This window comes from Nocardioides sp. NPDC006273, from assembly GCF_040613495.1.
In the GTDB taxonomy this organism is placed as follows: domain Bacteria; phylum Actinomycetota; class Actinomycetes; order Propionibacteriales; family Nocardioidaceae; genus Nocardioides.
Map to the genome: position 1 here is coordinate 12,066 of NZ_JBEXSD010000007.1, position 24,919 is coordinate 36,984.

Annotated in this window: 26 protein-coding genes; 15 read left to right on the forward strand and 11 right to left on the reverse strand. The window is 68.0% G+C overall.

Annotated elements, in window-relative coordinates; all coding sequences use genetic code 11:
- Positions 1 to 41: 41 nt before the first annotated feature.
- From ABZZ22_RS04840 to ABZZ22_RS04860, 5 genes are all read right to left on the reverse strand, one after another.
- Positions 42 to 893, reverse strand: coding sequence for a class II fructose-bisphosphate aldolase (locus tag ABZZ22_RS04840; RefSeq protein WP_354927368.1), 852 nt, complete (start codon positions 891 to 893; stop codon positions 42 to 44).
- A 1-nt stretch (position 894) separates the two neighbouring features.
- Positions 895 to 1,803, reverse strand: coding sequence for a PfkB family carbohydrate kinase (locus tag ABZZ22_RS04845; protein WP_354927370.1), 909 nt, complete (start codon positions 1,801 to 1,803; stop codon positions 895 to 897).
- Entirely contained in the window at positions 1,800 to 2,747 is a 948-nt protein-coding gene (locus ABZZ22_RS04850; RefSeq protein WP_354927372.1) for an ROK family protein, read from the reverse strand. Before ABZZ22_RS04850 ends, ABZZ22_RS04845 begins: the two co-directional genes overlap by 4 nt.
- A 5-nt stretch (positions 2,748 to 2,752) precedes the next feature.
- Positions 2,753 to 3,673, reverse strand: coding sequence for a sugar isomerase (locus ABZZ22_RS04855; RefSeq protein ID WP_354927374.1), 921 nt, complete (start codon positions 3,671 to 3,673; stop codon positions 2,753 to 2,755).
- A gap of 88 nt (positions 3,674 to 3,761) precedes the next feature.
- Positions 3,762 to 4,547 carry a DeoR/GlpR family DNA-binding transcription regulator gene (locus tag ABZZ22_RS04860; protein ID WP_354927375.1) on the reverse strand — a complete coding sequence of 262 codons (786 nt, stop codon included), beginning with the start codon at positions 4,545 to 4,547 and terminating at the stop codon, positions 3,762 to 3,764.
- 153 nt (positions 4,548 to 4,700) lie between these two features.
- Between ABZZ22_RS04860 and ABZZ22_RS04865 the strand changes: the two genes are divergently transcribed.
- The 9 genes from ABZZ22_RS04865 (at position 4,701) to ABZZ22_RS04905 (ending at position 15,112) form a co-directional block, all read left to right on the forward strand.
- Positions 4,701 to 5,333 carry a TetR/AcrR family transcriptional regulator gene (locus tag ABZZ22_RS04865; protein ID WP_354927377.1) on the forward strand — a complete coding sequence of 211 codons (633 nt, stop codon included), beginning with the start codon at positions 4,701 to 4,703 and terminating at the stop codon, positions 5,331 to 5,333.
- On the forward strand, positions 5,330 to 6,523 hold the full coding sequence (locus tag ABZZ22_RS04870; RefSeq protein ID WP_354927379.1) for an FAD-dependent oxidoreductase: 1,194 nt from the start codon (positions 5,330 to 5,332) through the stop codon (positions 6,521 to 6,523). The genes ABZZ22_RS04865 and ABZZ22_RS04870 overlap by 4 nt, the downstream gene beginning before the upstream one ends.
- Positions 6,524 to 6,610: 87 nt before the next feature.
- The gene (locus tag ABZZ22_RS04875; protein WP_354927381.1) at positions 6,611 to 8,422 is read left to right on the forward strand and encodes a beta-galactosidase family protein; all 1,812 of its coding nucleotides are present in this window, start codon (positions 6,611 to 6,613) and stop codon (positions 8,420 to 8,422) included.
- A gap of 163 nt (positions 8,423 to 8,585) precedes the next feature.
- Positions 8,586 to 9,584: a glucose 1-dehydrogenase gene (locus ABZZ22_RS04880; protein WP_354927383.1), complete on the forward strand. Its 999-nt coding sequence runs from the start codon at positions 8,586 to 8,588 to the stop codon at positions 9,582 to 9,584.
- Positions 9,581 to 11,491, forward strand: coding sequence for a glycoside hydrolase family 15 protein (locus ABZZ22_RS04885; protein ID WP_354927385.1), 1,911 nt, complete (start codon positions 9,581 to 9,583; stop codon positions 11,489 to 11,491). The genes ABZZ22_RS04880 and ABZZ22_RS04885 overlap by 4 nt, the downstream gene beginning before the upstream one ends.
- A gap of 10 nt (positions 11,492 to 11,501) precedes the next feature.
- The gene (gene ilvD / locus ABZZ22_RS04890) at positions 11,502 to 13,196 is read left to right on the forward strand and encodes a dihydroxy-acid dehydratase (protein ID WP_354927387.1); all 1,695 of its coding nucleotides are present in this window, start codon (positions 11,502 to 11,504) and stop codon (positions 13,194 to 13,196) included.
- Between the two features lie 224 nt (positions 13,197 to 13,420).
- Positions 13,421 to 13,903, forward strand: coding sequence for an NUDIX domain-containing protein (locus ABZZ22_RS04895; RefSeq protein ID WP_354927389.1), 483 nt, complete (start codon positions 13,421 to 13,423; stop codon positions 13,901 to 13,903).
- Between the two features lie 165 nt (positions 13,904 to 14,068).
- Positions 14,069 to 14,560 (forward strand): sigma factor-like helix-turn-helix DNA-binding protein, encoded by a 492-nt coding sequence (locus ABZZ22_RS04900; protein WP_354927391.1) that lies wholly within the window; start codon positions 14,069 to 14,071, stop codon positions 14,558 to 14,560.
- 9 nt (positions 14,561 to 14,569) lie between these two features.
- Positions 14,570 to 15,112, forward strand: a complete 543-nt coding sequence (locus ABZZ22_RS04905) for a hypothetical protein (RefSeq protein ID WP_354927393.1) — start codon at positions 14,570 to 14,572, stop codon at positions 15,110 to 15,112.
- 32 nt (positions 15,113 to 15,144) lie between these two features.
- Here the strand turns inward: ABZZ22_RS04905 and ABZZ22_RS04910 are convergent, their stop codons facing one another.
- Positions 15,145 to 15,849, reverse strand: coding sequence for a TetR/AcrR family transcriptional regulator (locus tag ABZZ22_RS04910; RefSeq protein WP_354927395.1), 705 nt, complete (start codon positions 15,847 to 15,849; stop codon positions 15,145 to 15,147).
- A gap of 163 nt (positions 15,850 to 16,012) precedes the next feature.
- Here ABZZ22_RS04910 and ABZZ22_RS04915 point away from each other — a divergent pair, with 163 nt between their 5' ends.
- Both ABZZ22_RS04915 and ABZZ22_RS04920 read left to right on the forward strand, forming a co-directional pair.
- Positions 16,013 to 16,756, forward strand: a complete 744-nt coding sequence (locus ABZZ22_RS04915) for a helix-turn-helix transcriptional regulator (protein ID WP_354927397.1) — start codon at positions 16,013 to 16,015, stop codon at positions 16,754 to 16,756.
- Positions 16,757 to 16,762: 6 nt separating this feature from the next.
- Entirely contained in the window at positions 16,763 to 17,245 is a 483-nt protein-coding gene (locus tag ABZZ22_RS04920) for an NUDIX domain-containing protein (protein WP_354927399.1), read from the forward strand.
- Here ABZZ22_RS04920 and ABZZ22_RS04925 read toward each other — a convergent pair whose 3' ends face one another.
- Positions 17,246 to 17,782 (reverse strand): HD domain-containing protein, encoded by a 537-nt coding sequence (locus tag ABZZ22_RS04925; RefSeq protein ID WP_354927539.1) that lies wholly within the window; start codon positions 17,780 to 17,782, stop codon positions 17,246 to 17,248.
- 182 nt (positions 17,783 to 17,964) lie between these two features.
- Here ABZZ22_RS04925 and ABZZ22_RS04930 point away from each other — a divergent pair, with 182 nt between their 5' ends.
- Positions 17,965 to 19,203: a hypothetical protein gene (locus ABZZ22_RS04930; RefSeq protein ID WP_354927401.1), complete on the forward strand. Its 1,239-nt coding sequence runs from the start codon at positions 17,965 to 17,967 to the stop codon at positions 19,201 to 19,203.
- On the opposite strand, the gene ABZZ22_RS04935 is transcribed toward ABZZ22_RS04930, so the two are convergent.
- Together ABZZ22_RS04935 and ABZZ22_RS04940 are read right to left on the reverse strand one after the other, a co-directional pair.
- On the reverse strand, positions 19,204 to 19,581 hold the full coding sequence (locus ABZZ22_RS04935) for a nitroreductase family deazaflavin-dependent oxidoreductase (RefSeq protein ID WP_354927403.1): 378 nt from the start codon (positions 19,579 to 19,581) through the stop codon (positions 19,204 to 19,206). It lies immediately after the preceding gene.
- A 1-nt stretch (position 19,582) separates the two neighbouring features.
- The gene (locus ABZZ22_RS04940; RefSeq protein ID WP_354927405.1) at positions 19,583 to 20,038 is read right to left on the reverse strand and encodes a nitroreductase family deazaflavin-dependent oxidoreductase; all 456 of its coding nucleotides are present in this window, start codon (positions 20,036 to 20,038) and stop codon (positions 19,583 to 19,585) included.
- A 79-nt stretch (positions 20,039 to 20,117) separates the two neighbouring features.
- On the opposite strand from ABZZ22_RS04940, the gene ABZZ22_RS04945 reads away from it, so the two are divergent.
- From ABZZ22_RS04945 to ABZZ22_RS04955, 3 genes are all read left to right on the forward strand, one after another.
- Positions 20,118 to 20,501: an MmcQ/YjbR family DNA-binding protein gene (locus ABZZ22_RS04945; RefSeq protein ID WP_354927407.1), complete on the forward strand. Its 384-nt coding sequence runs from the start codon at positions 20,118 to 20,120 to the stop codon at positions 20,499 to 20,501.
- Positions 20,502 to 20,595: 94 nt separating this feature from the next.
- Positions 20,596 to 21,489: a phosphotransferase gene (locus ABZZ22_RS04950; RefSeq protein WP_354927409.1), complete on the forward strand. Its 894-nt coding sequence runs from the start codon at positions 20,596 to 20,598 to the stop codon at positions 21,487 to 21,489.
- A gap of 316 nt (positions 21,490 to 21,805) precedes the next feature.
- On the forward strand, positions 21,806 to 22,441 hold the full coding sequence (locus tag ABZZ22_RS04955) for a hypothetical protein (RefSeq protein ID WP_354927411.1): 636 nt from the start codon (positions 21,806 to 21,808) through the stop codon (positions 22,439 to 22,441).
- A 245-nt stretch (positions 22,442 to 22,686) separates the two neighbouring features.
- On the opposite strand, the gene ABZZ22_RS04960 is transcribed toward ABZZ22_RS04955, so the two are convergent.
- Both ABZZ22_RS04960 and ABZZ22_RS04965 read right to left on the reverse strand, forming a co-directional pair.
- Positions 22,687 to 23,400, reverse strand: coding sequence for a hypothetical protein (locus ABZZ22_RS04960; RefSeq protein WP_354927413.1), 714 nt, complete (start codon positions 23,398 to 23,400; stop codon positions 22,687 to 22,689).
- Positions 23,401 to 23,459: 59 nt separating this feature from the next.
- Positions 23,460 to 24,491 carry an MBL fold metallo-hydrolase gene (locus ABZZ22_RS04965; protein WP_354927415.1) on the reverse strand — a complete coding sequence of 344 codons (1,032 nt, stop codon included), beginning with the start codon at positions 24,489 to 24,491 and terminating at the stop codon, positions 23,460 to 23,462.
- Between the last annotated feature and the right edge of the window lie 428 nt (positions 24,492 to 24,919).

Genomic DNA, 24,919 nt, shown 5'->3' on the forward strand with positions numbered 1-24,919 from the left:
GAGTCAGAACCAATCGAAACTGGAGGCGACTGTAACGCAGGTCACACTGCGCGGTCCACCCTCGGTCCGCCGATCAACGCGAGCAGACGCGCGGCCTCACCGGCCACCGCATCGCGTCCGGCGCCGAGGTACTTGCGCGGGTCGACGCGGGTCTCGTCCGTCAGCGCCGCGCGCACGGCACGGGTGAACGTCGCGTTGAGGTGGGTCGCGATGTTGACCTTGGTCATCCCGGCACGGATGGCCGCGACGATGCCCTCATCAGGCACTCCCGAGGAGCCGTGCAGCACGAGCGGGACCTCGACGGCGTCGGCGAGCCGAGCGATGAGCTCGTTGTCGAGGGCGGCCGTCCGCGTCGTCATCGCGTGCGAGGACCCGACCGCGACCGCCAGTGCGTCGACGCCGGTGGCCTCGACGTACGCCTTGGCCTCCCCCGGCTGGGTGCGGACCCCGGGTGCGTGCACACCGTCCTTGCCGCCCACCTCGCCGAGCTCGGACTCGACGGAGGCACCCCGCTCATGGCACCAGGCCGCGACCTTGGCCGTGGCCGCCACGTTCGAGTCGTAGTCGAGCTTCGAGGCGTCGAACATCACCGAGGGACAGCCCAGCTCGACGGCCTCCTCGACGAGCTCGACGCGGGTCGCATGATCGAGATGAACGCAGACCGGCACCGTGGCGCGCTCCGCGATCGCGATGCTCGCGCGCAGCAGCGGCGCCAGGCCACCGCGGTAGTCGACGGTGTTCTCGGAGATCTGGAGGACGACCGGACGCCCGGCCTGCTCGGCCCCCGCCACGATCGCCTCGGCCAGCTCGAGCTGGATGACGTTCATCGCGCCCAGCCCGCGGCCGGTTCCGCGGGCGTCGTCGAGCAGCAGCGACATCGGTGCCAGTGGCATGTCAGGCTTCCTCGTGGTCGATGCGCCTGACGGTGACCTCCGCCAGGAACGACCTGTACGCGTCGGGGTCGATCTCGCCGGCCACCGGCATGAGGACCGCAGCGGCGCCGAGCGCTGCCGCGTCCGCCAGGATCTCCGGCCAGGCGATGCCGTTGGCGAGTCCGCGGGCGAGACCGGCGGCGGTCGCGTCTCCGGCTCCGGTCGGATTCCCCTCGACTCCGGCGGGCGGGCGAACCTCCCAGCAGCTGCCGTCGGCGTTCGCCAGGAGGCCGAGGTGGCCGCGGGTCAACACGACCGGACCACCATGGCGCGCGGCGAGCTCTGCGACCGCGGCTGCGGGGTCGTCGAGGCGCCGGCCCAGCAGGCGCGCGGCCTCGTCCTCGTTGGGAGTCAGCACGGCGCCGGTGCCGACCGCCGCAGCGAGCGCGGCGTCGTCGAGATCGAGGAGCACGGGTACGCCGGCGGCCGCCGCGAGCTGCGCGATCCGTGCCGGGAGGTCGATGGGCACCCCGGGCGCCAGGCTGCCGGAGACGACGATGGCCCTCGCCTCCGCGATCCGATCGGCGAGGAGGTCGAGCAGTCTGAGATCGGCGCCGGCGGCCGCCTGTCGGCCCGGCTCCCACAGCGAGGTCGTCGAGTCAGCGACGACGACCAGTGTGCGGCGTACCGCCTCCAGCTCGGGAAGGAAGGTCGCCGGCAGCTCCCGGGCCAGGGCTACTCCGAAGTCGTGGTCGGCGAGGCCGACCGCATGGGTCGGCTCACCGAGCTGGTGGAGCACGCGGGCGACGTTGACGCCCTTTCCGCCGAGCCGGCTGGTCACCTCGGCGACCCGGTGGACCTCGCCGACGGTCAGCCTGGGCAGCCGGTAGGTGACGTCGATGGCCGGGTTGAGCGTGACGGTGATGATCATGCGCCCGTCCCCGTTGACGCCAGGGCCAGGCGGGCGGCGCCGAGAAGGCCGGCTCGGGCGCCGAGGGAGGAGAGACGTACGGGCGGGACCGCCGTCACGCCGGCGCGCTCGCTCATCCGGTCTCGCAGCGGTTCGAGCAGGTGTCCCCCGGCCTCGGCGACGCCACCGCCCAGGATGATCACGCCGGGCGCGAGCAGCGCTCCCACCGCGAGGAAGCCGTCGGCGAGGGCGGTGATCGCCTCGGACCAGACCTGGGCGGCGAGAGGATCGTGGTCGGTCCGCGCGACCAGCTCTGCGACGCCGGTGATCGCGGGGTCGCCACCCAGCGTCGCGTATCTCTCCAGCATGCCGCGGGCACCCGCGCGCGTCTCCACGCAGCCACGCAGCCCACAGGTGCACAACGGTCCTCCCGGGTCCACCACCAGATGGCCGAGCTCACCGGCCTGCCCGGAGGCGCCGACGATCGGCCTGCCCTCGACGTACGTCACCGCGGCCACGCCCGTCCCGAGCACGGCAACGAGCGCGGAGGCCGGCGAGCCGGCGTCCGCCCAGATCGCGCCCGCGGCAGCGGCCGTGTCGTGCGAGACCGCCACCGGAAGGCCGAGGCGCTCGGCAAGCGGGGCTGCGACCGGGGTGTCGACGAGACGGAGGTTGACGGCCTTGAGGGAGGTCCCGGTCCGGGTGTCGACAAGGCCGGGGAAAGCGACCCCGACGCCGGCCACCTGGGCTCGAGCCATGGTGCTCAGGCCGGCGAGGAGCTCCTCGCCCAGCTGCGCGATGTCATCGAGCACGGGCGGACCGGTGCGAGTGGCCACCCGAGACTCGGCCAGCGCCACGTCGCCGGCGCCGACGACCGCGCCGCGCACCGAGGTGCCGCCGACGTCGAACGCGAGGGCGAGCGCCGGGCCTGCGACCGACTCTCGCGGCTGAGGTGCCTGGCTCATCGGCGTCACGCCGGTCGTGCGGCCGGCGGGCTCAGGATGATCGAGCGCGTGAGGTTGCGCGGGGCGTCGGGGTCGAGCCCAGCCCTGCGGGCACGCGCCACGCAGAGCAGGTGCACGCGCACCAGCTCGGCCAGCGGGTCGATCTCGTGGTGCACCAGGTCGGCGCCGGTGACCGCGACGTCCTCGGCGAATCCCGGCACCAGATCGCCGAAGGCCCACACGGCCCGGCCGGGAGCGCTGATCGAGACCGGGCCGTGGCGGTACTCCATCATCGGGTAGGACTCGGTCCACAGCTGCGCGGACTCCCGGAGCTTGAGCGCTGCCTCCTGCGCCAGACCGTTGGTCCAGCCTCGGCCGACGAAGGTGATCTGCTCGGCGGTCAGCGCCGGTCCGAGGGCGCTCTCGTCGGCGTCGATGATCTGCTGGGCCTGCTCGGCGGCCTGGCTCAGGTCCTGGCCGAGATGCCAGCGCAGCATGGCCAGCGTGGCGGTGGCGAAGCGGGTCTGGACCACCGAACTCTCGTCCACCTCGGGCGTGAGGATCGGCTCCGCCAGCTCGAGCGCCGGGGTGCCGGGCGAGGACGAGATCACCGTCGCCGGGATCCGGCCGCGGACGTTGGCGAGCAGGTCGACGACCTCGGTCGTGGTCCCGGAGCGGGTGATCGCCAGCACCCGGTCGTAGCCCCGGTCCACCCGGGCCTCGGTCGGCGTCCACGCGTCGGTGATGCCGTCACCCTGCCCCTCGCGGAGGGCGGCGTAGGCCTGCGCCATGTAGAGAGAGGTCCCGCAGCCGATGACCGCGACCTTCTCCCCCGCCTTCGGCAACGCCTGGGCGTGGCGCTCGGCGGTGCTCCGGGCGGTCATCCAGTTGGCAGGCTGGGTCGCTATCTCGGCGGCGAGGTGCGTCGTCGGTGCGGATGTGGTCATGGTGTCGGTTCACCCTCCGATGTGTTGCCGGCTGAGCCCGAATCATCCAACTCGTTGCGCGTTTATGTCAATAAACGGTCACAAGCAATCATTTTTGATCACTTGTGACCACGATCTCCGCCCCCACCTCGGCCAGCGCTTTGGCGAGCGGCTCGGGCACCGGACGGTCGGTGACGAGCATGGAGACGCTCGAGAGGTCGCAGATGCGCGCGAAGGTGGGATGCTCCAGCTTCGTACTGTCGGCCACGACGATGGTGCGCTGCGCGGCCGCGATGAAGTCGGCGCTGATCTTGGCCTCGGCCGGATGGATCGTGGTGAGTCCGGCTCGAGTGCTGATCCCGTCGACGCCGAGGATCGCGGTGTCGATGTTGATCTTCGACAGCACCTCCTCGCTCAACGGGCCGACCAGCTCGTAGGACTGGGTCCGGGCAGCCCCACCGGTCACCACGATGTTGAGGTTGGGCCGGATCGAGAGCTCGTAGGCGATGTTGAGCGCGTTGGTGACCACGGTGATGCTGCCGTCGTCGGCGAGATCCGGACGGCGCCCGATCGCCCGCGCCACCTCGCTGGTCGTCGTCCCGCCGTTGAGCGCCACGGTCTCGCCGGGCACGAGCATGTCGGCGACCACGGTCGCGATCGCCAGCTTGGCGTTGGCCTGCCGGCTGATCTTGTACTGCAACGGCAGCTCGTAGGCCGAGCCGAGCGCCGTGGCGCCACCATGTGTCCGGGTGACCAGCCGCTGCTCGGCGAGGTGGCCGATGTCGCGGCGCGCGGTCGCCGCAGAGATGCCGAGCGCGGTCTCCACCTCTGCGATCGAGACGTGCCCGCGCTCGCTGATCAGCTCGAGCAGTTGGTTGAGTCGCTGTTGTCTCATGGGCCTCTTTCTGGGTCCCGGACAGCCTACGCAGATCCGGCCATCTCAGGTCGGATCCCGGCCGGTCCCCGCAGCGGAAGGGCGCGTGTGGAGTGCCTCTTGAAAACGAATGACGAATCTGTTTTTATAGTCGCAAGAGAGAGGAGGCCGACCGTGCCACGAGGATTCACCGCCCAAGAGCGCGACCGGATCAGCCGGGCGCTGCTCGCGACGGGCCGGGACCTCTTCACCAGCCAGGGCCTGCGCAAGACGGCGCTGGAGGAACTGGTCGTCCCTGCGGGCATCGTGAAGAGCACCTTCTACCAGTTCTACGACTCGAAGGAGGCGCTCTACCTGCAGCTCATGCTGGACGAGGCCAACGAGGTCAAGGCCAAGGTCATCGACCAAGCGCTGATGTCCACTGACGACACGCGCGACGGACTACGCCGGTTCCTGCACGCGACGTTGGACGTGCTGGAGAACAACCCGCTGTGGCGGCGCCTGGTGACGCACCCCGAGGAGATGACGGCCGTCGCTGCCCGCCTGGACCCGCAGCGCATGGCGGCCCTGGGCGACAACAACCCGGCCATCGCGCTCACGCAGTACGTGACCGACCGACAGCGGCGCGGCGACCTCGTCGGCAGCGGCCCGGACGTCGTGGTGGGCGCGTTGCAGGCCGTGCTGCTCATGCCGTTCAACGCCGGCAGCATCGCAGCCGGGAACTCCGGCACCTACCGCAAGACCCTCGACCTGCTCGTCGACATCGTCACGACAGGACTGACCACACCCGAAGGAGACCTGACATGAGCACACACCGCCACCGCGCCGTGATCGTCGGAGCCGGCATCGCCGGGCTGGGCGCGGCCCTACGGCTGCACCAGGCCGGATGGGACGTCCTGGTGGTCGAGCGGACACCGCAACGCCGCACGGGCGGGTACGCGGTGACGTTCGCCGGCATCGGGTACGACGCGGCCGAGCGGATGGGCATCCTGCCCGAGCTGGTACGGCGCCACATCACCCCGGACCGCATGGACTACATGCGGCCCGACGGGCGCATCAAGTTCTCGGTCCCCGGGCCGACGGTCCGCGCGATGGTCGGAGACCGCTCCCTGAACGTCCTGCGCGGCGACATCGAGGACGTCCTGTTCACCGCGCTGTCGAACCGGGCATCGGGCCAGAGCTCGAACACGGTACAGCTCCGCTTCGGGACGACGATCCACGACGTCCAGCAGGATCCGGACGGCGTCGACGTCACGCTGGAGGACGGCACCGTCGAACGAGCCGACCTGCTGGTCGGTGCGGACGGGCTCCACTCCGCGACCCGCCGCCTGGTGTTCGGGCCCGAGGAAGACGTGCGGCTCGACCTCAACCACATGGCCGGCGTCTTCACCCTCGACACGCTGCCCGACGGCGTCGAACCGGGCGTGACCACCTCGCTCACCGACACCGGACGCACGCTGGCCATCGTGAGCACCGGCCCCGACCAGGCAGTCGCCTTCTTCGGCTACCGCACCGAGCGACCCATGGACGAGCTCGCCCACGGACCGCAGGTCGCCCTGCCGCGCGCGTACGGCGACATGGGCTGGGTCGCCCCCGCCGTGCTCGACCAGCTCACCCGGGCCGAGTCGGTCTACTTCGACACGATCAGTCAGATGGTCGTCGACCGATGGAGCCGCGGTCGGGTGGTCCTGCTGGGCGACGCCGCATGGTGCGTCACCCTCTTCGCCGGCTACGGTTCCTCGCTCGCCGTCGCCGGAGCCGACGCCCTGGGCGCGGCACTCGAACGCCACCCGGACGACATGCCCACCGCACTGCGCGAGTGGGAGGCCCAGATTCGACCCGAGGCCGAACGCAAACAGAAGCTCGGCCGCCAGGTCAAAGGGCTGTACGCCCCAGCAGACCCCTTCCGACTCTGGCTGCGCGACCTGCCGCTGCGGCTGGCGGCCTTCCGGCCCGTCTCCGCGCTGCTGCAGCGCCGACTCCAACTCACCTCGTGAGGACCGCACACATATCATGCAGTGTTTTGCTCGCATCCGTCACGTAATGAGCAAAACTCGTCACCCAGTGCCCCTACCCTTGTCCGTGTGACTGCAGCGAAGGAACCTGGCCCGACTCCCGCCCTGACCTGGCACGAGGGCGAGTTCGTGAGACATGGCCTCCCCCACCGGATCCTGTCCGGATCCATCCATCACTTCCGCATCCACCCAGACCTCTGGGAGGACCGGCTCCGGCGGGTCGCTGCCACCGGGTTCAACACCGTCGACACCTACGTCGCCTGGAACTTCCACGAGCCGGACGAGGGCTCCCCGGACTTCACCGGTCCCCGCGACCTGGCTCGCTTCGTCACCATCGCCGGCGACCTCGGGCTCGACGTGATCGTGCGCCCCGGGCCGTACATCTGCGCCGAGTGGACCAACGGCGGGCTGCCGTCGTGGTTGACCGCGCGCACCCGGGCGCCGCGCAGCACCGACCCGGTCTATCAGGACGCGGTCGCACGCTGGCTCGACGTCCTGCTCCCCCACATCGTCCCGCTCCAGGCGGGCCATGGTGGGCCGGTCGTGGCGGTGCAGGTGGAGAACGAGTACGGCTCCTACGGCGACGATGCCGCCCACCTCACCTGGCTCCGCCAGGCGCTCCTCGACCGCGGCGTCACCGAGCTGCTCTACACCGCCGACGGCCCGACCGAGGTCATGCTCGACGCCGGCATGATCGACGGCACCCTCGCCTCGGCGACCTTCGGCAGCCGCGCCGAGGAGGCCCACACGATGCTGCGATCACGACGGCCCGGTGAGCCGTTCCTGTGCGCGGAGTTCTGGAACGGCTGGTTCGACCACTGGGGCGAGAACCACCACGTCCGCTCCCCCGAGAGCGCCGCCGCGACGCTGCGCGAGATCATCGACCTCGGCGGCTCGGTCAGCGTCTACATGGCCCACGGCGGCACCAACTTCGGGCTCTGGGCAGGCTCCAACCACGACGGCCGCCGCATCCAGCCCACCGTCACCAGCTACGACTCCGACGCCCCGATCGGCGAGGACGGCCGGGTCTCGGAGAAGTTCCGGCTCTACCGCGACATCCTGGCCCCCGCGACCGGGCGCACGGTCGACGAGCTTCCAGCGCTGCCGGCGACCGGTTCCCGTCACGCGTTCTCTTCGGCGCCGCTCTCGCGCGGCGCCGATCTCCTCCCGCTGGTGACCCGCGGGCCGGCGACGCACGCGGCGGGGCCGCTGAGCTTCGAGGAGCTCGGCGTCGACACCGGCTTGGTGACGTACCGCTCCTCGGTCACGCTGCCCAGCCACGACGTCCACCTGACCGTGCGCGGACTGCACGACCGGGCGTACGTCTTCCTCGACGGGCGCGCGCTCGGCATGCTCGACCGCGACGACGCCGAGCCCGCGGTGCTCACGCTTCCCGGCCTCGACGCGGTCGCCGAGCTGACCCTGGTCGTGGAGGCGCTCGGCCGCGTCAACTACGGCCCGCTGCTCGGCGAGCACAAGGGGATCCTCGGCGGTGTCCAGGTGGACCGGCGCCTCGTCCACGGCTGGGACCACCACCTCGCACCCCTCGACCGCTGGGACGTTCACGACCTCGACGGCATCCCACACGCCGACCTCGAGGTCGAGGCACCCGCCGACGGCTGGCTCGCCGTCCCTGGCGACGGCGACCGGTTCGTCTGGCTCAACGGCACCCTGCTCGGCCGTTTGTGGGGCCGCGGCCCCCAACGCCGCCTGTACGCCCCCTCTCCCCTGTGGCGCCCAGGCACCAATCAGGTCACCGTCCTAGGCCACACCCGCCCGGCGACCCACGTCGAGGTCCATCCCGACCCCGACTTCGGGCCGAGCGAGGAGTACGTCGAGTCGCTGCCGACCGGCGTCGCAGGAGCGTCAGCAGACGGCTGAGCGACGCGGCGGCTGCGGCGATCGCTGGCACGCTCGCAGTGATACAGCCGGCCGCACGCGCCGAATACCTGGAGCGCTGGCGGGGTACCTCGGTGACATGCGCGCTCTCACCGTCGCCCCATCGCAAGCCGGCTCCGCACAGGTGTCGGAGGTCGCAGACCCTGTGCCTGCTGATGACGAGCTTCTCGTCCGTGGGTTGGCTGTGGGTGTGTGCGGCACCGACAAAGAGATCGTCAGGGGCGAGTACGGATGGGCACCGTCCGATGACGGCCGGCTGGTGCTGGGTCATGAGTCTCTGGGTGTCGTCGAGCGGGCCCCGACGGGCTCCCGGTTCGCCCGCGGCGACCTCGTGGCTGGTGTGGTTCGTCGCCCGGACCCGGAACCCTGTGGTGCGTGTGCCCACGGCGAGTGGGACATGTGTCGCAATGGCCGGTACACCGAGCGGGGCATCAAGGAACGGCACGGCTACGCGAGCGAGCTGTGGACGGTCGAACCAGACTTCGCAGTGAAGGTGGACAGCGGCCTCGGCGTCGCGGGAGTCCTCACCGAGCCCACGAGTGTGGTCGCGAAGGCATGGGAGCAGGTCGAGAGAATCGGCGAGCGAGCATGGTTCGACCCACGACGAGTCCTGGTCACCGGGGCGGGACCGATCGGACTGCTTGCGGCCATGATCGGGGCCCAGCGCGGGCTTGATGTTCACGTGCTCGATCGAGTCACCGACGGGCCGAAACCGGACCTGGTCCGAGACCTGGGAGCCACCTACCACCGTACGAGCATCGAGGAGGTCGCCGCCTCGACGCAGCCGGACGTGGTCATCGAGGCCACCGGCGTGGGAGCCCTGGTCTTCGGTGCGATAGCGGAGACCGCGTCGTACGGCATCGTGTGTCTCACCGGTGTCTCCAGCGGTGGCCGGAGGCTCGATGTCGACGCCGGTTCGCTCAACCGGGAGATCGTGCTCGAGAACGACGCGCTGGTCGGCTCCGTCAACGCTAACCTGCGCCACTACCAGGCGGCTGCCGAATCGCTTGCGGCTGCCGACATCGACTGGCTGCGACGCCTACTCACGACCCGCGTACCACTGGACCGCGCCGTCGAGGTGTTCGACGAGTCAGCCGCGGACGACGTCAAGGTCGTCATCGAGCTCGACGAGAATCTCGCATGACGGCATCCATCCCGATCGAGGACTACGCGCTCATCGGCGACATGCAGACGGGAGCTTTGGTGGCCCGAGAAGGCTCCATCGACTGGCTGTGTCTGCCCGACTACGACGACAAGGCATGCTTCGCAGCCCTGCTCCACGATCGCTCGGCCGGCCATTGGACGATCGCACCGGTCGACGGCGCCCACACTTGTTCTCGCCGGTACGAGGATGACTCACTGGTCCTCCGCACCAGGTGGCAGACGAGCCAAGGCGTGATCGAGGTCGTGGACTTCATGCCGCCACGCGGGGATGCCGCCGATGTCGTACGTATCGTCGAAGGCATCAGCGGAGAGGTCGACGTGTCGACGACGATGCGTCTGCGCTTCGACTACGGGCGGGTGAAACCGTGGGTGCGCCTCGCTGACGAGCCGGTCGGCACGTCGGCGGCGGGCTCGAGATCTCAGGATGCTCGGCACCACGCAGAACCTCGCCCCACGGTGGTCTCGGCAATCGCTGGTCCCGACGCCGTCTGGCTCCATGCCGATGTGCCGTTTCGCCTCGAGGACGAGGAGCTGCGCGCCTCCTTCACCGTAAGTGAAGGGGAGCATGTGTCGTTCGTGCTGACCCACCAGCTCTCCCACCTGCCGCGGCCCGAGCCGGCAGATCCGGGCCGCGCACTCGAGCACACTCGCCGAACGTGGAACGACTGGGCCGAGCGATGCAACTACCAAGGTCCCTGGGAGGAGGAGGTACGCCGCTCGCTGGTGTTGTTGAAGGCGCTGACGTTCGCGCCCACCGGTGGCATCGTCGCCGCCGCCACCACGTCCCTACCGGAGGAGATCGGCGGCGTACGGAACTGGGACTACCGCTACTGCTGGCTACGCGATGCAACGTTCACGCTGCAAGCACTGCTCGGAGCAGGTTTCATCGACGAGGCCGCAGGTTGGCGCGAATGGCTGGTGCGCGCTGTCGCCGGCGACCCGGCCCGGCTCCAGATCATGTACGGCCTCGACGGCACCCAGCGGCTGCCCGAGTCCACCTTGGACTGGCTGGACGGCTACGCCGGGTCCGGCCCGGTGCGCGTCGGCAACGCCGCTGCGTCACAGCATCAGCTCGACGTGTGGGGTGAGGCGCTCGACGGCCTGTACCTCGCCCGAGAGGCCGGACTGGAGGTCACCGACTCGGCCTGGGACCTGCAGCGCGCGCTCTTGCACTGGCTGGAGGAGCACTGGACGGAGCCGGACAACGGACTCTGGGAGATGCGCGGGCCCCGTCGACACTTCGTACACTCGAAGGTCATGGCATGGGCCGGGGTGGACCGAGCGATCCGCTCCGTCGAGGACCACGGTCTCGAAGGAGACGTCGAGGAGTGGCGCGAGCTGGCGGCGCGTATCCACGCCGATGTGTGTGCGCGAGGCTACGACGAGTCCCGGGGGACGTTCACCCAGTTCTACGGGTCCCAGGGGCTTGATGCCTCTCTGCTGCTGATCCCGCGGGTCGGCTTCCTGCCGTGGGACGACCCGCGAGTGGTGGGCACCGTCGAAGCGGTCGCTCGCGAGCTCGACCGGGGCGGCTTCCTGCTGCGCTACGACACCGGCGCCGACGGTGGAGCCGACGGTCTCCCAGGCGATGAGGCGGCGTTCCTGGCGTGCAGCTTCTGGCTGGTCGACGCGTTCCACGGGATCGGTCAGACCGAACGGGCCGAGGAGCTGTTCAACCGGCTGCTGTCGCTGCGCAACGACGTGGGCATGCTCGCTGAGGAGTACGACCCGCATACCGGCCGGCACCTCGGCAACACCCCGCAGGCGTTCAGCCTCGTCGGCCTGGTCAACAGCGCGCTGCACCTGAGCCGGGGCCGCAGGACCGACTCCCGCGACGCTCGGGGTGAGTCGGCGCCGCACCGATCGTCAAGGTCGTCAGCGGGATAGCCTCGTACATGTGAACCCACTCAGCCCCGACACACCTGACATCAAGCCCAGGTCGCGCGCCGTCACCGATGGCCTGGAGGCCACCGCTTCCCGAGGCATGTTGCGGGCCGTCGGCCTCGGCGACGACGACTTCGCAAAGCCCCAGATCGGCGTCGCATCGTCGTGGAACGAGATCACCCCCTGCAACCTGTCCCTCGACCGGCTCGCAAAGGCAGTGAAGAACGGCGTTCACGCGGCCGGCGGCTTTCCGCTGGAGTTCGGCACCATCTCCGTCTCCGACGGAATCTCGATGGGCCACGAGGGCATGCACTTCTCGCTGGTGTCGCGCGAGATCATCGCCGACTCGGTCGAGACCGTCATGAGCGCGGAGCGGCTCGACGGCTCCGTACTCCTCGCAGGCTGTGACAAGTCGTTGCCCGGCATGCTGATGGCGGCTGCTCGGCTCGACCTCGCCTCGGTCTTCCTCTACGCCGGCTCGACCATGCCCGGGCAGGTCGACGGCCGCGACGTCACGATCATCGACGCCTTCGAGGCGGTCGGGGCGTGCATCGCGGGAAAGATGAGCCGCGAGGACGTCACCCGCATCGAGAAGGCGGTCTGCCCCGGCGAGGGCGCGTGCGGGGGCATGTACACCGCCAACACGATGGCTGCTGTCGCTGAGGCGATCGGCATGTCGTTGCCCGGTTCGGCCGCTCCCCCGGCCGTTGACCGACGGCGCGACGGCTTCGCCCACCGCTCGGGCGAAGCGGTGGTCGGGATGCTGCGCAAGGGCATCACCGCGCGCCAGATCATGACCAAGGAGGCCTTCGAGAACGCCATCGCCGTCGTGATGGCCCTCGGCGGTTCCACCAACGCCGTGCTGCACCTGTTGGCCATCGCCAACGAGGCCGAGGTCGACCTGACTCTCGACGACTTCACCCGGATCGGCGAGAAGGTCCCTCACCTCGCCGACCTCAAGCCCTACGGCAAGTACGTCATGAACGACGTCGACAAGATCGGCGGGATCCCGGTCGTGATGAAGGCGCTGCTGGACGCGGGGCTGCTCCACGGCGACTGCCTCACGGTGACCGGGAAGACCATGGCTGAGAACCTCGCGGAGCTGAGCCCGCCCGCGCTCGACGACGAGGTCATCCATTCCTTCGAGCGGCCGATCCACCGCACCGGTGGTCTCACCATCCTGAAGGGCTCGCTCGCCCCCGAGGGCGCTGTCGTCAAGACAGCCGGCTTCGACGACACCGTCTTCCGCGGCACCGCCCGAGTCTTCGACGGTGAGCGCGCCGCGATGGACGCCCTCGAAGCGGGTCACATCGCCGCAGGCGACGTCGTCGTCATTCGGAACGAGGGCCCGAAGGGCGGCCCGGGCATGCGGGAGATGCTTGCCATCACGGGAGCCATCAAGGGCGCCGGTCTCGGGAAGGACGTCCTGCTGATCACCGACGGCCGGTTCTCGGGGGGCACCACAGGCCTCTGCGTCGGCCACATCGCCCCCGAGGCCGTCGACGCCGGCCCGATCGCCTTCGTACGCGACGGCGACCCCATCGTCCTCGATGTCGTCAACCGCACCCTCGAGGTCGAGGTGGAGCCCGAGGAGCTGGAGCGGCGGAAGGTCGGCTGGGAGCCACTTCCCACGAAGTATCCTCGCGGCGTGCTCGGCAAGTACCGGCGTACGGTGCAGTCAGCCGCCGTCGGCGCCGTCACGAGCTAGTCAGCTGCCGAGGCCGGCGGCCGACTCCGCTCGCGCCAGTTCGATACCCCCGTACGTTTCCGCTCGATCTGGTTCTGCGTCAGGAGTCGAGCCGGTCACCGGCACAGCCTGCTTCTGTGCGCCTGACCTCGGCAGATTCGGCTATGCTCGGCACCGTGGGATCTCGGCCGACATCAGACACGTCTGTATATCCACCACGCCCTCGCACCCATGGTGGGAGCCGCGTGGCCCGACGAGTCGACTGGCACAACGATCCGTCGGCCCCCGAGGTGAACAGCCTCAGGCCCAGCGCCGGCGCGTTCGTGCTCGACGACCCGGGCCGGATCCTGTTGATCCGCCGAGACGACACCGGCAACTGGACGATGCCGGGCGGAGCGATGGAGCCCGGCGAGTCGCTGACCGCGGCCGCGGTCCGGGAGACGTTCGAGGAGACCGGCATCACCATCGAGGTGACCGGCCTGGTCGGCATCTGGACCGACCCCCGCCACCGCATCGAGAACACCACCAACGGCGAGGTACGCCAGGAGTGCTCGATCATCTACGCCGGCCGCTACCTCGCCGGCGAGCCCACTCCGTCGGCCGAGAACACCCACGCCGAGTGGGTGAATCCCACGATCGTTCCCAGCCTTCAGATGGACCGCAGCCAGCGCGTACGGATCGACTGGGCCCTCAACCGCAACTTCCCCCACCTCGATCCCAACCCCTGATCGCGGTCTGCCCGCCTAGCGCCGTCATCGGCCTTCCCCGCTCGGATCCGTAAACCCGACTCCTCGGGTCCTGATCGATGAGCAAGAAACTCGCGCGCCAACGGAACCTGGTCGAGCCCGCCGGCGTAACCATGGCAGGGAAGCAACTTTCGTCTGGAGGAGCCGATGCACGACCGCGAGGCCCGATTCGACGCGTTCTACAACGCGCGGTCGGCGCAGCTTGTTCGGTCTCTCTACCTGGCCTGCGGCGACCTCACCCGCGCAGAGGACTGTGCCCAGGAAGCATTTCTTCGCGCGTGGAGGCGATGGCCCAAGCTCGAAGGCGACGACCCGGTCGGATGGGTTCGAACGGTGGCGTGGCGGCTCTGTGTCAGCGACTGGCGCTCAACTCAACGGCTCCAAAGAGCCCTGGCTCGCCTGAAGCTGGTCGACGCGACCACGCCGGACATCGCCGCTGGGTCGCCACTCACCAATGCGCTCGGCCTACTTGACGCTCTGCCCATCGATCAACGCCGAGTCGCGGTTCTGTACTACATCGAGGATCTACCGGTCGATGACATCGCTGCTCTTCTCGACGTGCCTCCCGGCACGGTCAAGTCGCGTCTGTCCCGTGGCAGAGAAGCTCTTCGGCGGTCTTTGGCTGCAGACCTGGACTAGGAGAGGGATATGAAGATGGAAGACGACGCGCACATTCGCTCAGCCCTCACCTCAGAGGATTGGGACTACCAGCCTCGATCGGCCGAGGAGATTCGGCATTCCGGCCGCCCACGGACCGCAGTCCGATGGGGCATTGCCGGGCTAGCTGCTGCTGTCGTGCTCGGCGCCGGCTGGTGGGGGATGCACACGCTCAACAGCCCTCAGAACCCGACATATGCAGACGCCAGCGACGTCACGCTGATCACCCATCGACCCATGCCGCTCAGCATGCAGGCCATGTTCGCCGGCACGCTTGTGCTCGACGACGGCTGTCTCGAGATGGACGACATTCTGGTGATCTGGCCGGCGGGATCGCAGTGGGACGAATCCCGCCAAGCCGTCACGCTGTCCCAGGATGGAGAGGACTTCACTGTCGCGACCGGCAGTCAGTTGCCTGACCTCAGCGGAGGAACCGTCTCGCTGGACGAGGTCTCGGCCTATCTCGACGCGGACTCGCTCTCGGCCGCGTCGAACTGCCTCGGCTCATCCCGATCGGTTCTCGTCGTCAATTGAAGTTGCTGGCAAACTGCCGTGCCACGACGAGTTCATCCCCCGACGTACGTTGGCAGGAGCTCGTCGGCCACGACCGCAGCGCGAGCGATCCTCTCCTCCGAGGTGCCGCAAATCCGAAGACAGGTCGCCGCGATCGCCCGCGCATGAGCACCGGTGACCTCGTCACCGCGAGAACGGATCCGGATCACCACCTCGACCACTTGGATCAGCAGCCCACCCAGCTGGTCCACGCCCAGCGCAGCGGCCACGGGGCTGCTCACAATGCCAGCACCCAGCCGACCGTACGCAGCAACCAGCTCCCGAAACGCAGGCCGGAACTCCTCGAAGACCTCGCTGCTCCGGACATCCGGCATCCGATAGAGCCTGCCGATGTTGTGCGGCACCGTCGCGAGAGTGTCCACGTCGATCAGCGCCAGCAGGTAGAGCGCCGCCTCCGGGACGTCGACCGGACACTCCCGCTCGATCTCCTCGACCTTCTCGAGACTGGGCCGCACCGAGCGCTCGAGGAGCTCAGCGAGGATGCCGGCCTTCCCTTCGAAGTGGTAGTAGAGCGACGCCTGCCGGATACCGACCTTCTCTGCGATATCCCGCGTCGAGGTCGCCGCGAACCCACGGTTGACGAAGAGCTCTGCCGCCGCCTGGAGGATCTCGTCGCGTGGTGCGAGCGCGCTTGCCGCGCGTGGGATCACGCGAGGCCGGCCGGGGCGAGTGGCGCTTGCAAGCGCGTGCGTGCTCATCGGGTTCCTTCGCAGTGAGTCGTCTCGGACTGGAGGTCCCCAGCGCTCCGATGCCGTGTGCGCCCGGCGCGCCGGGGACTTGAACCACCATGACCGCGGAGGCCGGGACGTTTGCACCTCCCGCTAGGGACATATGGGGACGTTTGTCCGCTACGTTGAAGGCATGCCGAACCACAGGCTCAGATCCGCACTCGCTGCTCACGACATGACCACGACAGGGCTGGCCGCCGCCGTGGGCGTGGATCCGAAGAGCGTGGAGCGTTGGCTCACCCAGGACCGGGTACCGCATCGCGGCACCCGTGCTCGCGTCGCGACCACCCTGGGTCACGACGAGACGTATCTGTGGCCGAGCCTCCGGATGGGTCCGGGTACGACCGCCGCGACGTCGTCCGAGCTGATCACGTTGTGGCCGACACGAGACAGCATCCCTGGTGATGTGTGGCGCGCGCTGTCATCACGAGTCAGCCGCAGGCTCGACGTGCTGGTCTACTCCGGCGGGTTCGTGGTCGAGGCCTTCGGACTACCGCGCGAGATCAGACGGATGGCTGCCGCCGACGGACAGGTCAGGATCGCGCTCGGCGATCCCAACTCGGAAGAGGTCCAGCGGCGAGGCGTGGCCGAAGGCCTCCCGACCCTCCCCGCACGCGCGGCCTCGACGCTGGACTATCTCCGCGACGTACGCACGCTTCCGGGGGTCGAGGTCCGGATCCATGACGTGCCGTTGTACGTCTCCATCTACCGGTTCGACGACGACATGCTCGTCAACCCACACACCCACGGCATCAGCGCCAAAGACTCGCCGGTGTTTCACTACGAGCGGGTCGGAACTGGCGGGTTGTTCGGCTACTACGAGAAGGCCTTCGACCGCGTCTGGGAGAAAGCCACCCTGCCTGCACCCATAGGGTGAGTTGCCATGGGCCGCAGAATCGACTGGTACGACGACCCCTCCGCTCCCGACGTCAACAGCGTCAAACCGAGCGCCGGCGCATTCGTACGCGACGACACGGGCAACATCCTGTTGATCCGCCGCAATGACAACGGCAACTGGTCGATGCCAGGCGGGGCGATGGACCCGGGCGAGTCCATGACGGCGTGTGCGATTCGCGAGACGGTCGAGGAGACCGGCATCAGCATCGAGGTGACGGGCATGGTGGGGGTCTGGACCGATCCTCGCCATCGCATCGAGTACACCTCCGACGGGGAGGTACGCCAGGAATTCACGATCATCTACTCCGGCCGCTACGTCGCCGGTGAGCCGACTCCGTCAGCCGAGAGCACCCACGTCGAGTGGGTCTCGCCCGAGATCGTTCCGACCCTTCAGATGGACCGAAGCCAGCGCATCAGGATCGAGTGGGCCCTCAACCACAGCGACCCACACCTGGATCCCAGCCCCTGATCACCCGGCCGTCGCCAGACGGTCCTCGACCCGGCGCACCGTCTCGACGAGTTCGCCACGCGCAGCGTCCACGAAACGAGCGACGATGTCGCGTTCCCCGTAACGTACCTGGATCTCAGCCAGCCGATCCGTCACTGTCACGCGCCCGCCCCTTGGCCCCGTCGTCATGTCGCAAAAACACAGCGCATCCTCGAGCTCGGGCGACGGGCGGGGAAACTCACCGAGCACGTCACTCAACCCGCGCAGCCCGGCCTCGAACCTGCTGCACGAGTGGTGGGCCACCAAACGTACGACTTCTTCGCTCCACCCCGTGCGTCTCAAGAAGCGGGCACCGTCAACTGGGTGGAAGCCGGTCTCGCGCAACTCGTCGGCGTAGCCGACGTCATGAAGCCAAGCCGCGGCGACCAGCGTCTCGGCGTCCAACCCCATCCTGGCTGCGACATCAGCAGCCGAGGCGGCCACCGACTGCACATGCGACCAGCGGCGCCCGAGGGGCGCCACGAGCCGACGAGCCTCACTGCTGGCACTCATCACCATGCTGGACACCCGGTGAAGCCTAGTTCGCCACAGGATCAGGCCGTACGCAGCAGCCTGAAGTCGTGACGCTGCAGATACGCAAGAAGGTCACCAGGCCCAGTCTCCGTCTTCGTTGTTAGGTTTGTGCGAATCGTCCTGTCGCCTCGGCGCGCGACGAGACACCGAACGCACCGGGAGGCCGGATGGCTGAGCAGTGGCACGAGAAGTTGGTTCGTCTTCAAGCCGCCATGGGCTGGAGCAACCGGGAGACCGCGATGCACTACATCGCCCTGTCGCCCTTCCACGAAGAGACTCAGCTCGACTCCGTCCTCGCGATGTTCAAGCGCTACCGACGTGGCGAAATCACCAACCCTTCGTCCGAGACCCAGCAGGCGATCGCGGCGATGTTCAACCTTCCGGTCGCCGACTTCTTCGCCCAGCGCCCGCACGCGAACCAGAACGTGCCGGACCGACTGAGCCCGACCGAGTTCACCGACCTGGTCGCCGCCCTGCGCATGCCGAAGGTGGGCGAAGCCCACCTCGCACAGGCAGAGGCCGAGGTCGAGCGCCTCTGCACCGCCTACTCAGCCCAGGACGCCCGCTCGCTGACCATCGAGGTCGACGACTGGTTGAAGGAGCTCGCCGCTCTCGTACATGAAGGACGTGTGTCGCTGGCCGGCCACGAGCGGGTCATCCACCTCACCGGCTGGTTGTCGCTTCTCCGGGCGTGCCTCATGTGGGATCAGGGCGACGAGCAGGCCACCCACCAGGAACGCGTCGCAGCCGAGGGCTTCGCCGCGGACCTGGGCGACAACGTGATGACCGCCTGGACATGGGAGATCCGCGCATGGATGGCACTCACCCAAGGCGACATGCCCAACGTGATCGCAGCTGCCGACGCCGGCATCCGCTGTGCTCCCAACGCCTCGATCGCCGCGCAGCTCCATGCGCAGAAGGCCAAGGCGTACGCCCGGATGAAGGACGGTCACAAGACCGAGGTCGCCCTCGATCGGGTCCGCGAGGTCCTGGACAGCAACGACCTGCCCAGCAACGTACGCAACCACTTCAGCGTCGACCCGACCAAGGCCTCCTTCTACGCGATGGACGCCTACCGCACCCTGCACGGCCGCGAACGCATTGCCGATGCCATGGCCGACACCGTCATCGCCACCAGCACCCGCCCCGACGGCACCGTGATCAGCCCGATGCGACTCGCCGAGGCGCAGCTGACCAAGGCCGTCCTCGCCGCCCGCGACGGCAGTCCTGTCACCGCGCTCGAGCTCGCCGGCGCTGCCCTGAACCACGAGCGACGGTCTCAACCCAGCCTATTGCTAGTCGCCAGCGAGGTCGCGCACGAACTCGAGTACCGCTCCCCCGCCGACGGCGCTGAGTTCCGCAACCACCTACGCGCACTCAGCGCACCCGACAGCCCGCCCAGTTGATCAGGCCGTACGCAGCAGCCTGAACTCGTCCTTCTGCAGCGCCTGCAGCACGAGCTTTGCCGGATAGCCGAATGCGTCTCGGCCTTCCTTTGACGGATAGGGCTCGATCGCAGAGATGGCGTGCCACTGCCCGTCCACGAACAGCTCGCAGCCTCCGGCCGCGACGATGTTGCGATACCAGTTGACGTCCTCGCCGTACGTCAGCTCCGCGATGAAGCCTTCCGGCACCCGCGCGACGACGATCGGAGTCTCGTACGTCTTCCCCGACTTTCGCCCCACGTGACGCACGAGCGAGAACGGCCCGTGTCCGGAACGAGCGACCCGCGTCGTCACCCTGTTGAGCGTGTTCTTCATCAACCACAGCCACTTGCGACGCATCTCAGTCTCCTATGAGTCTCAGGTTCACCATCGGCAATCCGTCGACCTCGTGACCGACCGCCGTCTCGATCGCACCGCGTAGCCGCTGCCAGGCCTTCGGGTGCGCCTCCTGATAGCGACCCAGCGCCGCAGCGGACTCCTGCTCCGAGAGTAACGTCGCCTGCGCCGCGACGCTCGTACGCTTCCCGAGGCTGACGCGGCATGCAGGCTCGGCGCGCAGATTCTGATACCACTGCGCCCCGGTACCGAAGCCGCTCACCACCACGATCTCGTCCACGCTCGGCCGCTCGACGACCTCCAGACAGACATACCGCGGGACCCCTGACCGGCGTCCGATGTGCTCGAGCATCAACATTCGGGACCCGAGGAGCCACCCGGCCCGATGTCGGTAGAGCCAGATCGGCGCGCGTACGACGGACCGGGTTCGAAGCAGACGGGATACGGCAGTGTCGATCATGGACGTCACCCAACGGACCTTACCCACCGGCTTGCCCGATCCAGCCCGATCGAACAGCGCCGCGAACTACGCTCCAAGCATGGCAACGCTCCAAGACGTGGCTCGGATCATCGGTGAACTGCCCGAGGTCACCGAGGGCGAGCGTTACGGGCACCCAACCTGGTCCGTACGCGGCAAGGGCTTCGCCTGGCTCCGCCCGTTCAGCAAGGCCGACCTCAAGCGCTTCGGCGACCAGACCCCGCCCGTCCCGCCGATCCTCGCAGTCAACACCGCCGACCTGCACGAGAAAGAAGCCGTCCTCGGCGCCGGCATCGACGGGGTCTTCACCATCGAGCACTTCAACAACTACCCCGCTGTGCTCATCGAGCTCACCGTCATCGACCCAGGGGACCTCCGCGATCTTCTGGTCGATGCATGGCTGGCGGCCGCTCCAACCAAGTTGATTGAGGCGTTCGAGGGCTGAAGTGCTGGCCCGCATAGCGGCCGCCAGCGGGACAAGCCGTGCTGCGTCAGCGGCCGACACGACGCCCGTCAGACGAACCCGCAGAAGGGGCTCCGTGACAGCAGCACCCGCCACCAACAACAACCTCGAAGTGCTGCAACAGGCAGCGTCGCAAGTCGGATTGAACACAGCGGACGCCCGTCTGTTGCGGAACGGCTCCAACGCGATCTACCTCCTGCCGAACGCAGAGGTCGTGGCCCGCATCGGCCGCGTCAGCACGGCCGAGGACGCCGCCCGCCAGGTCCAGATCGCTTCCTGGCTCTCCGCCCACGGGCTCGAGGCGAACCTCCCGATCGACGGATTGGAGCTCGTTACTGTCGCCGGGCGACCCGTGAGCTGGTGGACACCCATCGCCGCCCACCGCCACGCAACACCTGCCGAACTGGGCGCCGTGCTCCACAAGCTCCACGACCTCCCAGCGCCGACCACCATCGACTTACCGAACCTCGACATGGTCGGGCATGTCGCCGAGCGCATCGAGTCCGCGAGCGGGATCTCCACCACCGACCGCGACTGGCTACAGGACCGACTCACCAGCCTGGGCACGGACCTAGCAGCCACCGAGATCCCCCAATCTCGACATGTCGTCCACGGCGACGCATGGCAAGGCAACCTGGTCGTGCCCGACAGCGGCTCACCGATCCTTCTCGACTTCGACAACGTCTCCGTCGGACACCCAGCCTGGGACCTGATCCCCCTCGCCGTCGACCACGAAGACTTCGCCCGAATCGACACCGACGACTACAACGCCTTCGTCACCACCTACGGCGGCCATGACGTACGCGAAGCACCGTGGTTCCGGACGCTCGCCGACCTGCAAGAGCTGCGTTGGACCGCGTTCGTCGCGGACAAAGCAGCGACGAACTCCGACGCAGCGGCCGAGGTCTCCCACCGGCTCGCCTGCCTACGAGGCGAGATCCCCCGTCCCTGGACGTGGGTGGCGTTCTGAACGGCGCAGAGTGCCTGACCTAGCCAACTAAGTGCCCTGCCAGCACACCTCGCACCGCGCGAGGGTGGTTTCAGTCCTGGCCGAGTTGCCCTGAAGGCGCCACACGCGCGTCAGTCCGTAGCCCACTAAGACGCGGTCTGATTGTCCCCTGTATCGATGACGGCCAGCCCGTGAATGAGGAAGGGCCTCCGTCGGTTGACACCGCGTTGACCTGATGCTCCCGGAGGGCATCGGCTCTGGGTCGGCTGGAGGGCATTCGCCGTGCCTCGGCGCGTTGTACCGACCGATTGATAGTTCCCCGGGGACCATGTCACCCGTGAACTGGATGGAGTTTGTGTCCTCGGTTGTCGAAAGCCTGGCGTGGCCAACCGCGATCGTCATCGCTGCCCTTGTATTCAAGAGCGAGATCGAGGAACTCCTGAAGCGCCTCAAGTCCGGGAAGGTGCTCGGCACTGAGTTCGAGTTCGGCGACGGCATCCAGAAGCTCGAGGAGGGCCGCGCGATCATCGGTGATCATGCGAAGGAGCCAGAGATGGAGCCGTCGCCACCAGCCTCAGAGAAGGCACCGGCGCCAATCTACGGCGACGACCGCATGCTGTCGCTCGCCCTGGAGGCAGACCGGAACCCGTCATACGCGATCCTCACTGCATTCGAGATAGTGAAGGGATCGGCGCGCGACCTGATCGGGACGGTCATGAACTATCCATCGAAGGCCTCCCCCTTACGGCCCGGCGCAGACGAAGTGCGGCTGCTTGCGGACTACGAGAAGAAGAACGTGATCACTCCGGGTCTCGCCAACCAGTTCCGCGAACTGCGAGATCTTCGCAACCGAGTCGCCCACGGGACCGCCAACCCGACTTCGGGTGAAGCAGTCGCATACGTCGAGAACGCCGACTTTGTCGTTGATCTCTTCGATGACGAGACACAGAACCTCATCGCCCGACTCCCCTAACGCTCGCGCGTCCACATCCGAGCCGCTGGCTTCTAATTGGTCGAGTCCGTACTTCGAGGCGAGGTGGTCCACCTGGTTCCGCGTTACCGGACCGCAGGTTCGCGAGGGCGAGGCCGGTCTCATGCCGTCCTTGAGCCGCGTGTTCAGCGCAGCGGTTGGGATGCGGGACTCACCAGACGCGCGTGAGCCAGGCCATGAACCGGCGCCCCTTGGTGGCGTTCAACCTCACTCGCGGTCTCCTACGCTCAGGCCGCGTCGGCGCCCGTTGGACTCAGCAGCGCGTCGAAAAGCTGGTCGGCATAGCGCTCACCTTGATCCCGGACCCATTCCCCGCAGACGACGGTGATCCAGCTGACGAGCAGGGCGCCGTGCACGAGGCCGAGAATGCCGACAGAAGCAGTGGCATCTACCGCCACCGCCCATACGCCATCGACGATGAGCCCCAGGACGCACAGCGCAATCCCGATCGGCTTGAGCGCCAGCAGATTGCGACGGAAGCCGTACGCAGCATTCTCCTGCTGGACCAGGGGAAAGGCGTCAGCCCGCTGACGCACCCAGATCCGCAGGCCTCGCACGGCCGACAGGTAGATGGCATCCGATCGCTCGCCGTCCTCATCGGCCGCACTTGGAAGCGGGATGCCGACCAGTTTCTCAAGCTGCGTGCGGCGGCGCTCGAAGTCTGGGTCAGTTGCGCCATCTGCCCACCGGAGGCGACGCGTCGTCGGGAGCCCGTCCCACTGTTGGACTAGCCGCTTCTCCAACTTGAGCCCTCGGTCGCGCACCCAGTTGGTGAGGAAGAACATCCCCCCGACAGAGACGGCGACCGGCCAGAGCGCCTGGGCAGGCGACTGAGGCCATAGGACGACCATGATCACGGTGATGGGCAAGACCGTGAGCAGCCCCGGATAGACCCGGGCGCGCAGCGAGTACGCGTCAAAGAGCTCACTGAGACCAGGCATTTGTCCTCCTCGGTGACGTACGGCGGTGGGCCGACAACACCAGCCCACCGTCGGATACGTCAGGCAGCGCCCTCTTCGGACTCGTCGAGCCACTCGAGCGGAGTCGACGAGATGTTGTAGCCCGAACGCGACGGAGCGTCCGTCGACCGCCACCACAGGTTGATCCCGCGCGTGCAGAACACCGGGTAGCCACGGCGTTTGATCGCGTTGGCAACCTCCGGCCGCGGGTGATCGTCCGCCTCCTTGCCGACGCTCGCCATGGCGATGCCCCGATTCAGAAGCGTCTCTGCCCCAAGCAGGCGGTCGAGCAACTCAGGGGTCAGGTTGTGGCGCGACCCGTGGTGAGGCACATCGAACATGTCGATGGTCTTGGTGCGGCCGAGATCGTCAAGCTGGTCGGCCGCGCGCTCCAGTGCAGGAACGCCGGCGTCACCGGTGAACAGCGCTCGCATGCCGTCGACCTGGAGGTCGAGGATGATGCTGGAGTTGTTCCGAGGTGTCGTGCCGCCGTTGTCGCCGACCATCGTCTCACCCGGATCGCCGACCAGGCTCTTGGCCTTGCGGATCACCGTCCCGAAGACCGACTGCGCCTTCGAGCTGAGGCTGGCGAGGACAGAGCCGGAGGACTGCTCCACCAGCATCTGCTTGTAGTAACTCTCCGAAGGACCAGCGACTGCCAGCGCGCCCCCGAAGTAGGTCGAACCGGCGAACACGTCATCGTCGATGATGGTGCCCTTGCTCCGCGCAACGGCGATCAGGTCCTCCACCTTCTCGGACTTCACGTCATCGCCCTCACCGAAGCCGTAGCGGCTCGGCCGGTGGATAAGCAGGCGATGGATCGTGACGCGCTCGACAAGCTCGAACAGCCCGTTGATGTGGTCGTCGTCCGGGTGGGTGCAGACCACGAGGTCAACCACGGAGGTTCCGTAGTAGTTCTTGATGTGGTCGGCCAGACGGTCGCCCGTCTCGTGGAAACCACCGTCGATCACAACGATGGCGTGGTTGCCGATGTCGGGCCGGGTGAAGCGCATGGCGATCGCATCGCCAGTGTTGCTCTTCTCCCCGACCCACAGATAGTCGATCTCGTACATTGCAGGCACCCTTCGAGTGCGTTGTCGGTCCCGCTCCCCCATCGGAAGAGACCAACAACTCGCGACTCGCAGGGCACCCCCGATATACGCCCCCGGATTCACCCCAGTAATCTGCAACAGTCACGCCAATGACACCGTCGAGACCTCGGAGCCGAAGCTGTCAGCCTCGGGACCGAGTTCTCGCGGCTTTCACAGGGCATCGTAGCCCTGGGTAAGCACACTCGTGAAACTACGTGAGTGTCATCTTGTGGATAACTCTCCCTTCTTAGTGGAAGGGTTGACCCACTGGCACCATGCGCTCACTCTGGTCACATCTGCCCCAGCAGATCTGTGGAGGACACGCCGAGCCTTCTTACTTGAGATGTCATCGTGCGGCCCCCACTACGGTGCTGGACCCTACGGCCGTGCGGAGCCAGGATCGACCACAA

What these genes read in the sequence shown, in the direction of transcription:
- ABZZ22_RS04960 (WP_354927413.1), bottom strand. Translation starts at nt 23,400, where the DNA reads ATGCCTGGTCTCAGTGAGCTCTTTGACGCGTACTCGCTGCGCGCCCGG.
- ABZZ22_RS04920 (WP_354927399.1), top strand. Translation starts at nt 16,763, where the DNA reads ATGGGCCGCAGAATCGACTGGTACGACGACCCCTCCGCTCCCGACGTC.
- ABZZ22_RS04860 (WP_354927375.1), bottom strand. Translation starts at nt 4,547, where the DNA reads ATGAGACAACAGCGACTCAACCAACTGCTCGAGCTGATCAGCGAGCGC.
- ABZZ22_RS04925 (WP_354927539.1), bottom strand. Translation starts at nt 17,782, where the DNA reads ATGGTGATGAGTGCCAGCAGTGAGGCTCGTCGGCTCGTGGCGCCCCTC.
- ABZZ22_RS04870 (WP_354927379.1), top strand. Translation starts at nt 5,330, where the DNA reads ATGAGCACACACCGCCACCGCGCCGTGATCGTCGGAGCCGGCATCGCC.
- ABZZ22_RS04905 (WP_354927393.1), top strand. Translation starts at nt 14,570, where the DNA reads ATGAAGATGGAAGACGACGCGCACATTCGCTCAGCCCTCACCTCAGAG.
- ABZZ22_RS04855 (WP_354927374.1), bottom strand. Translation starts at nt 3,673, where the DNA reads ATGACCACATCCGCACCGACGACGCACCTCGCCGCCGAGATAGCGACC.
- ABZZ22_RS04885 (WP_354927385.1), top strand. Translation starts at nt 9,581, where the DNA reads ATGACGGCATCCATCCCGATCGAGGACTACGCGCTCATCGGCGACATG.
- ABZZ22_RS04940 (WP_354927405.1), bottom strand. Translation starts at nt 20,038, where the DNA reads ATGATCGACACTGCCGTATCCCGTCTGCTTCGAACCCGGTCCGTCGTA.
- ABZZ22_RS04915 (WP_354927397.1), top strand. Translation starts at nt 16,013, where the DNA reads ATGCCGAACCACAGGCTCAGATCCGCACTCGCTGCTCACGACATGACC.
- ABZZ22_RS04910 (WP_354927395.1), bottom strand. Translation starts at nt 15,849, where the DNA reads ATGAGCACGCACGCGCTTGCAAGCGCCACTCGCCCCGGCCGGCCTCGC.
- ABZZ22_RS04935 (WP_354927403.1), bottom strand. Translation starts at nt 19,581, where the DNA reads ATGCGTCGCAAGTGGCTGTGGTTGATGAAGAACACGCTCAACAGGGTG.
- ABZZ22_RS04840 (WP_354927368.1), bottom strand. Translation starts at nt 893, where the DNA reads ATGCCACTGGCACCGATGTCGCTGCTGCTCGACGACGCCCGCGGAACC.
- ABZZ22_RS04930 (WP_354927401.1), top strand. Translation starts at nt 17,965, where the DNA reads ATGGCTGAGCAGTGGCACGAGAAGTTGGTTCGTCTTCAAGCCGCCATG.
- ABZZ22_RS04850 (WP_354927372.1), bottom strand. Translation starts at nt 2,747, where the DNA reads ATGAGCCAGGCACCTCAGCCGCGAGAGTCGGTCGCAGGCCCGGCGCTC.
- ABZZ22_RS04945 (WP_354927407.1), top strand. Translation starts at nt 20,118, where the DNA reads ATGGCAACGCTCCAAGACGTGGCTCGGATCATCGGTGAACTGCCCGAG.
- ABZZ22_RS04845 (WP_354927370.1), bottom strand. Translation starts at nt 1,803, where the DNA reads ATGATCATCACCGTCACGCTCAACCCGGCCATCGACGTCACCTACCGG.
- ABZZ22_RS04965 (WP_354927415.1), bottom strand. Translation starts at nt 24,491, where the DNA reads ATGTACGAGATCGACTATCTGTGGGTCGGGGAGAAGAGCAACACTGGC.
- ABZZ22_RS04900 (WP_354927391.1), top strand. Translation starts at nt 14,069, where the DNA reads ATGCACGACCGCGAGGCCCGATTCGACGCGTTCTACAACGCGCGGTCG.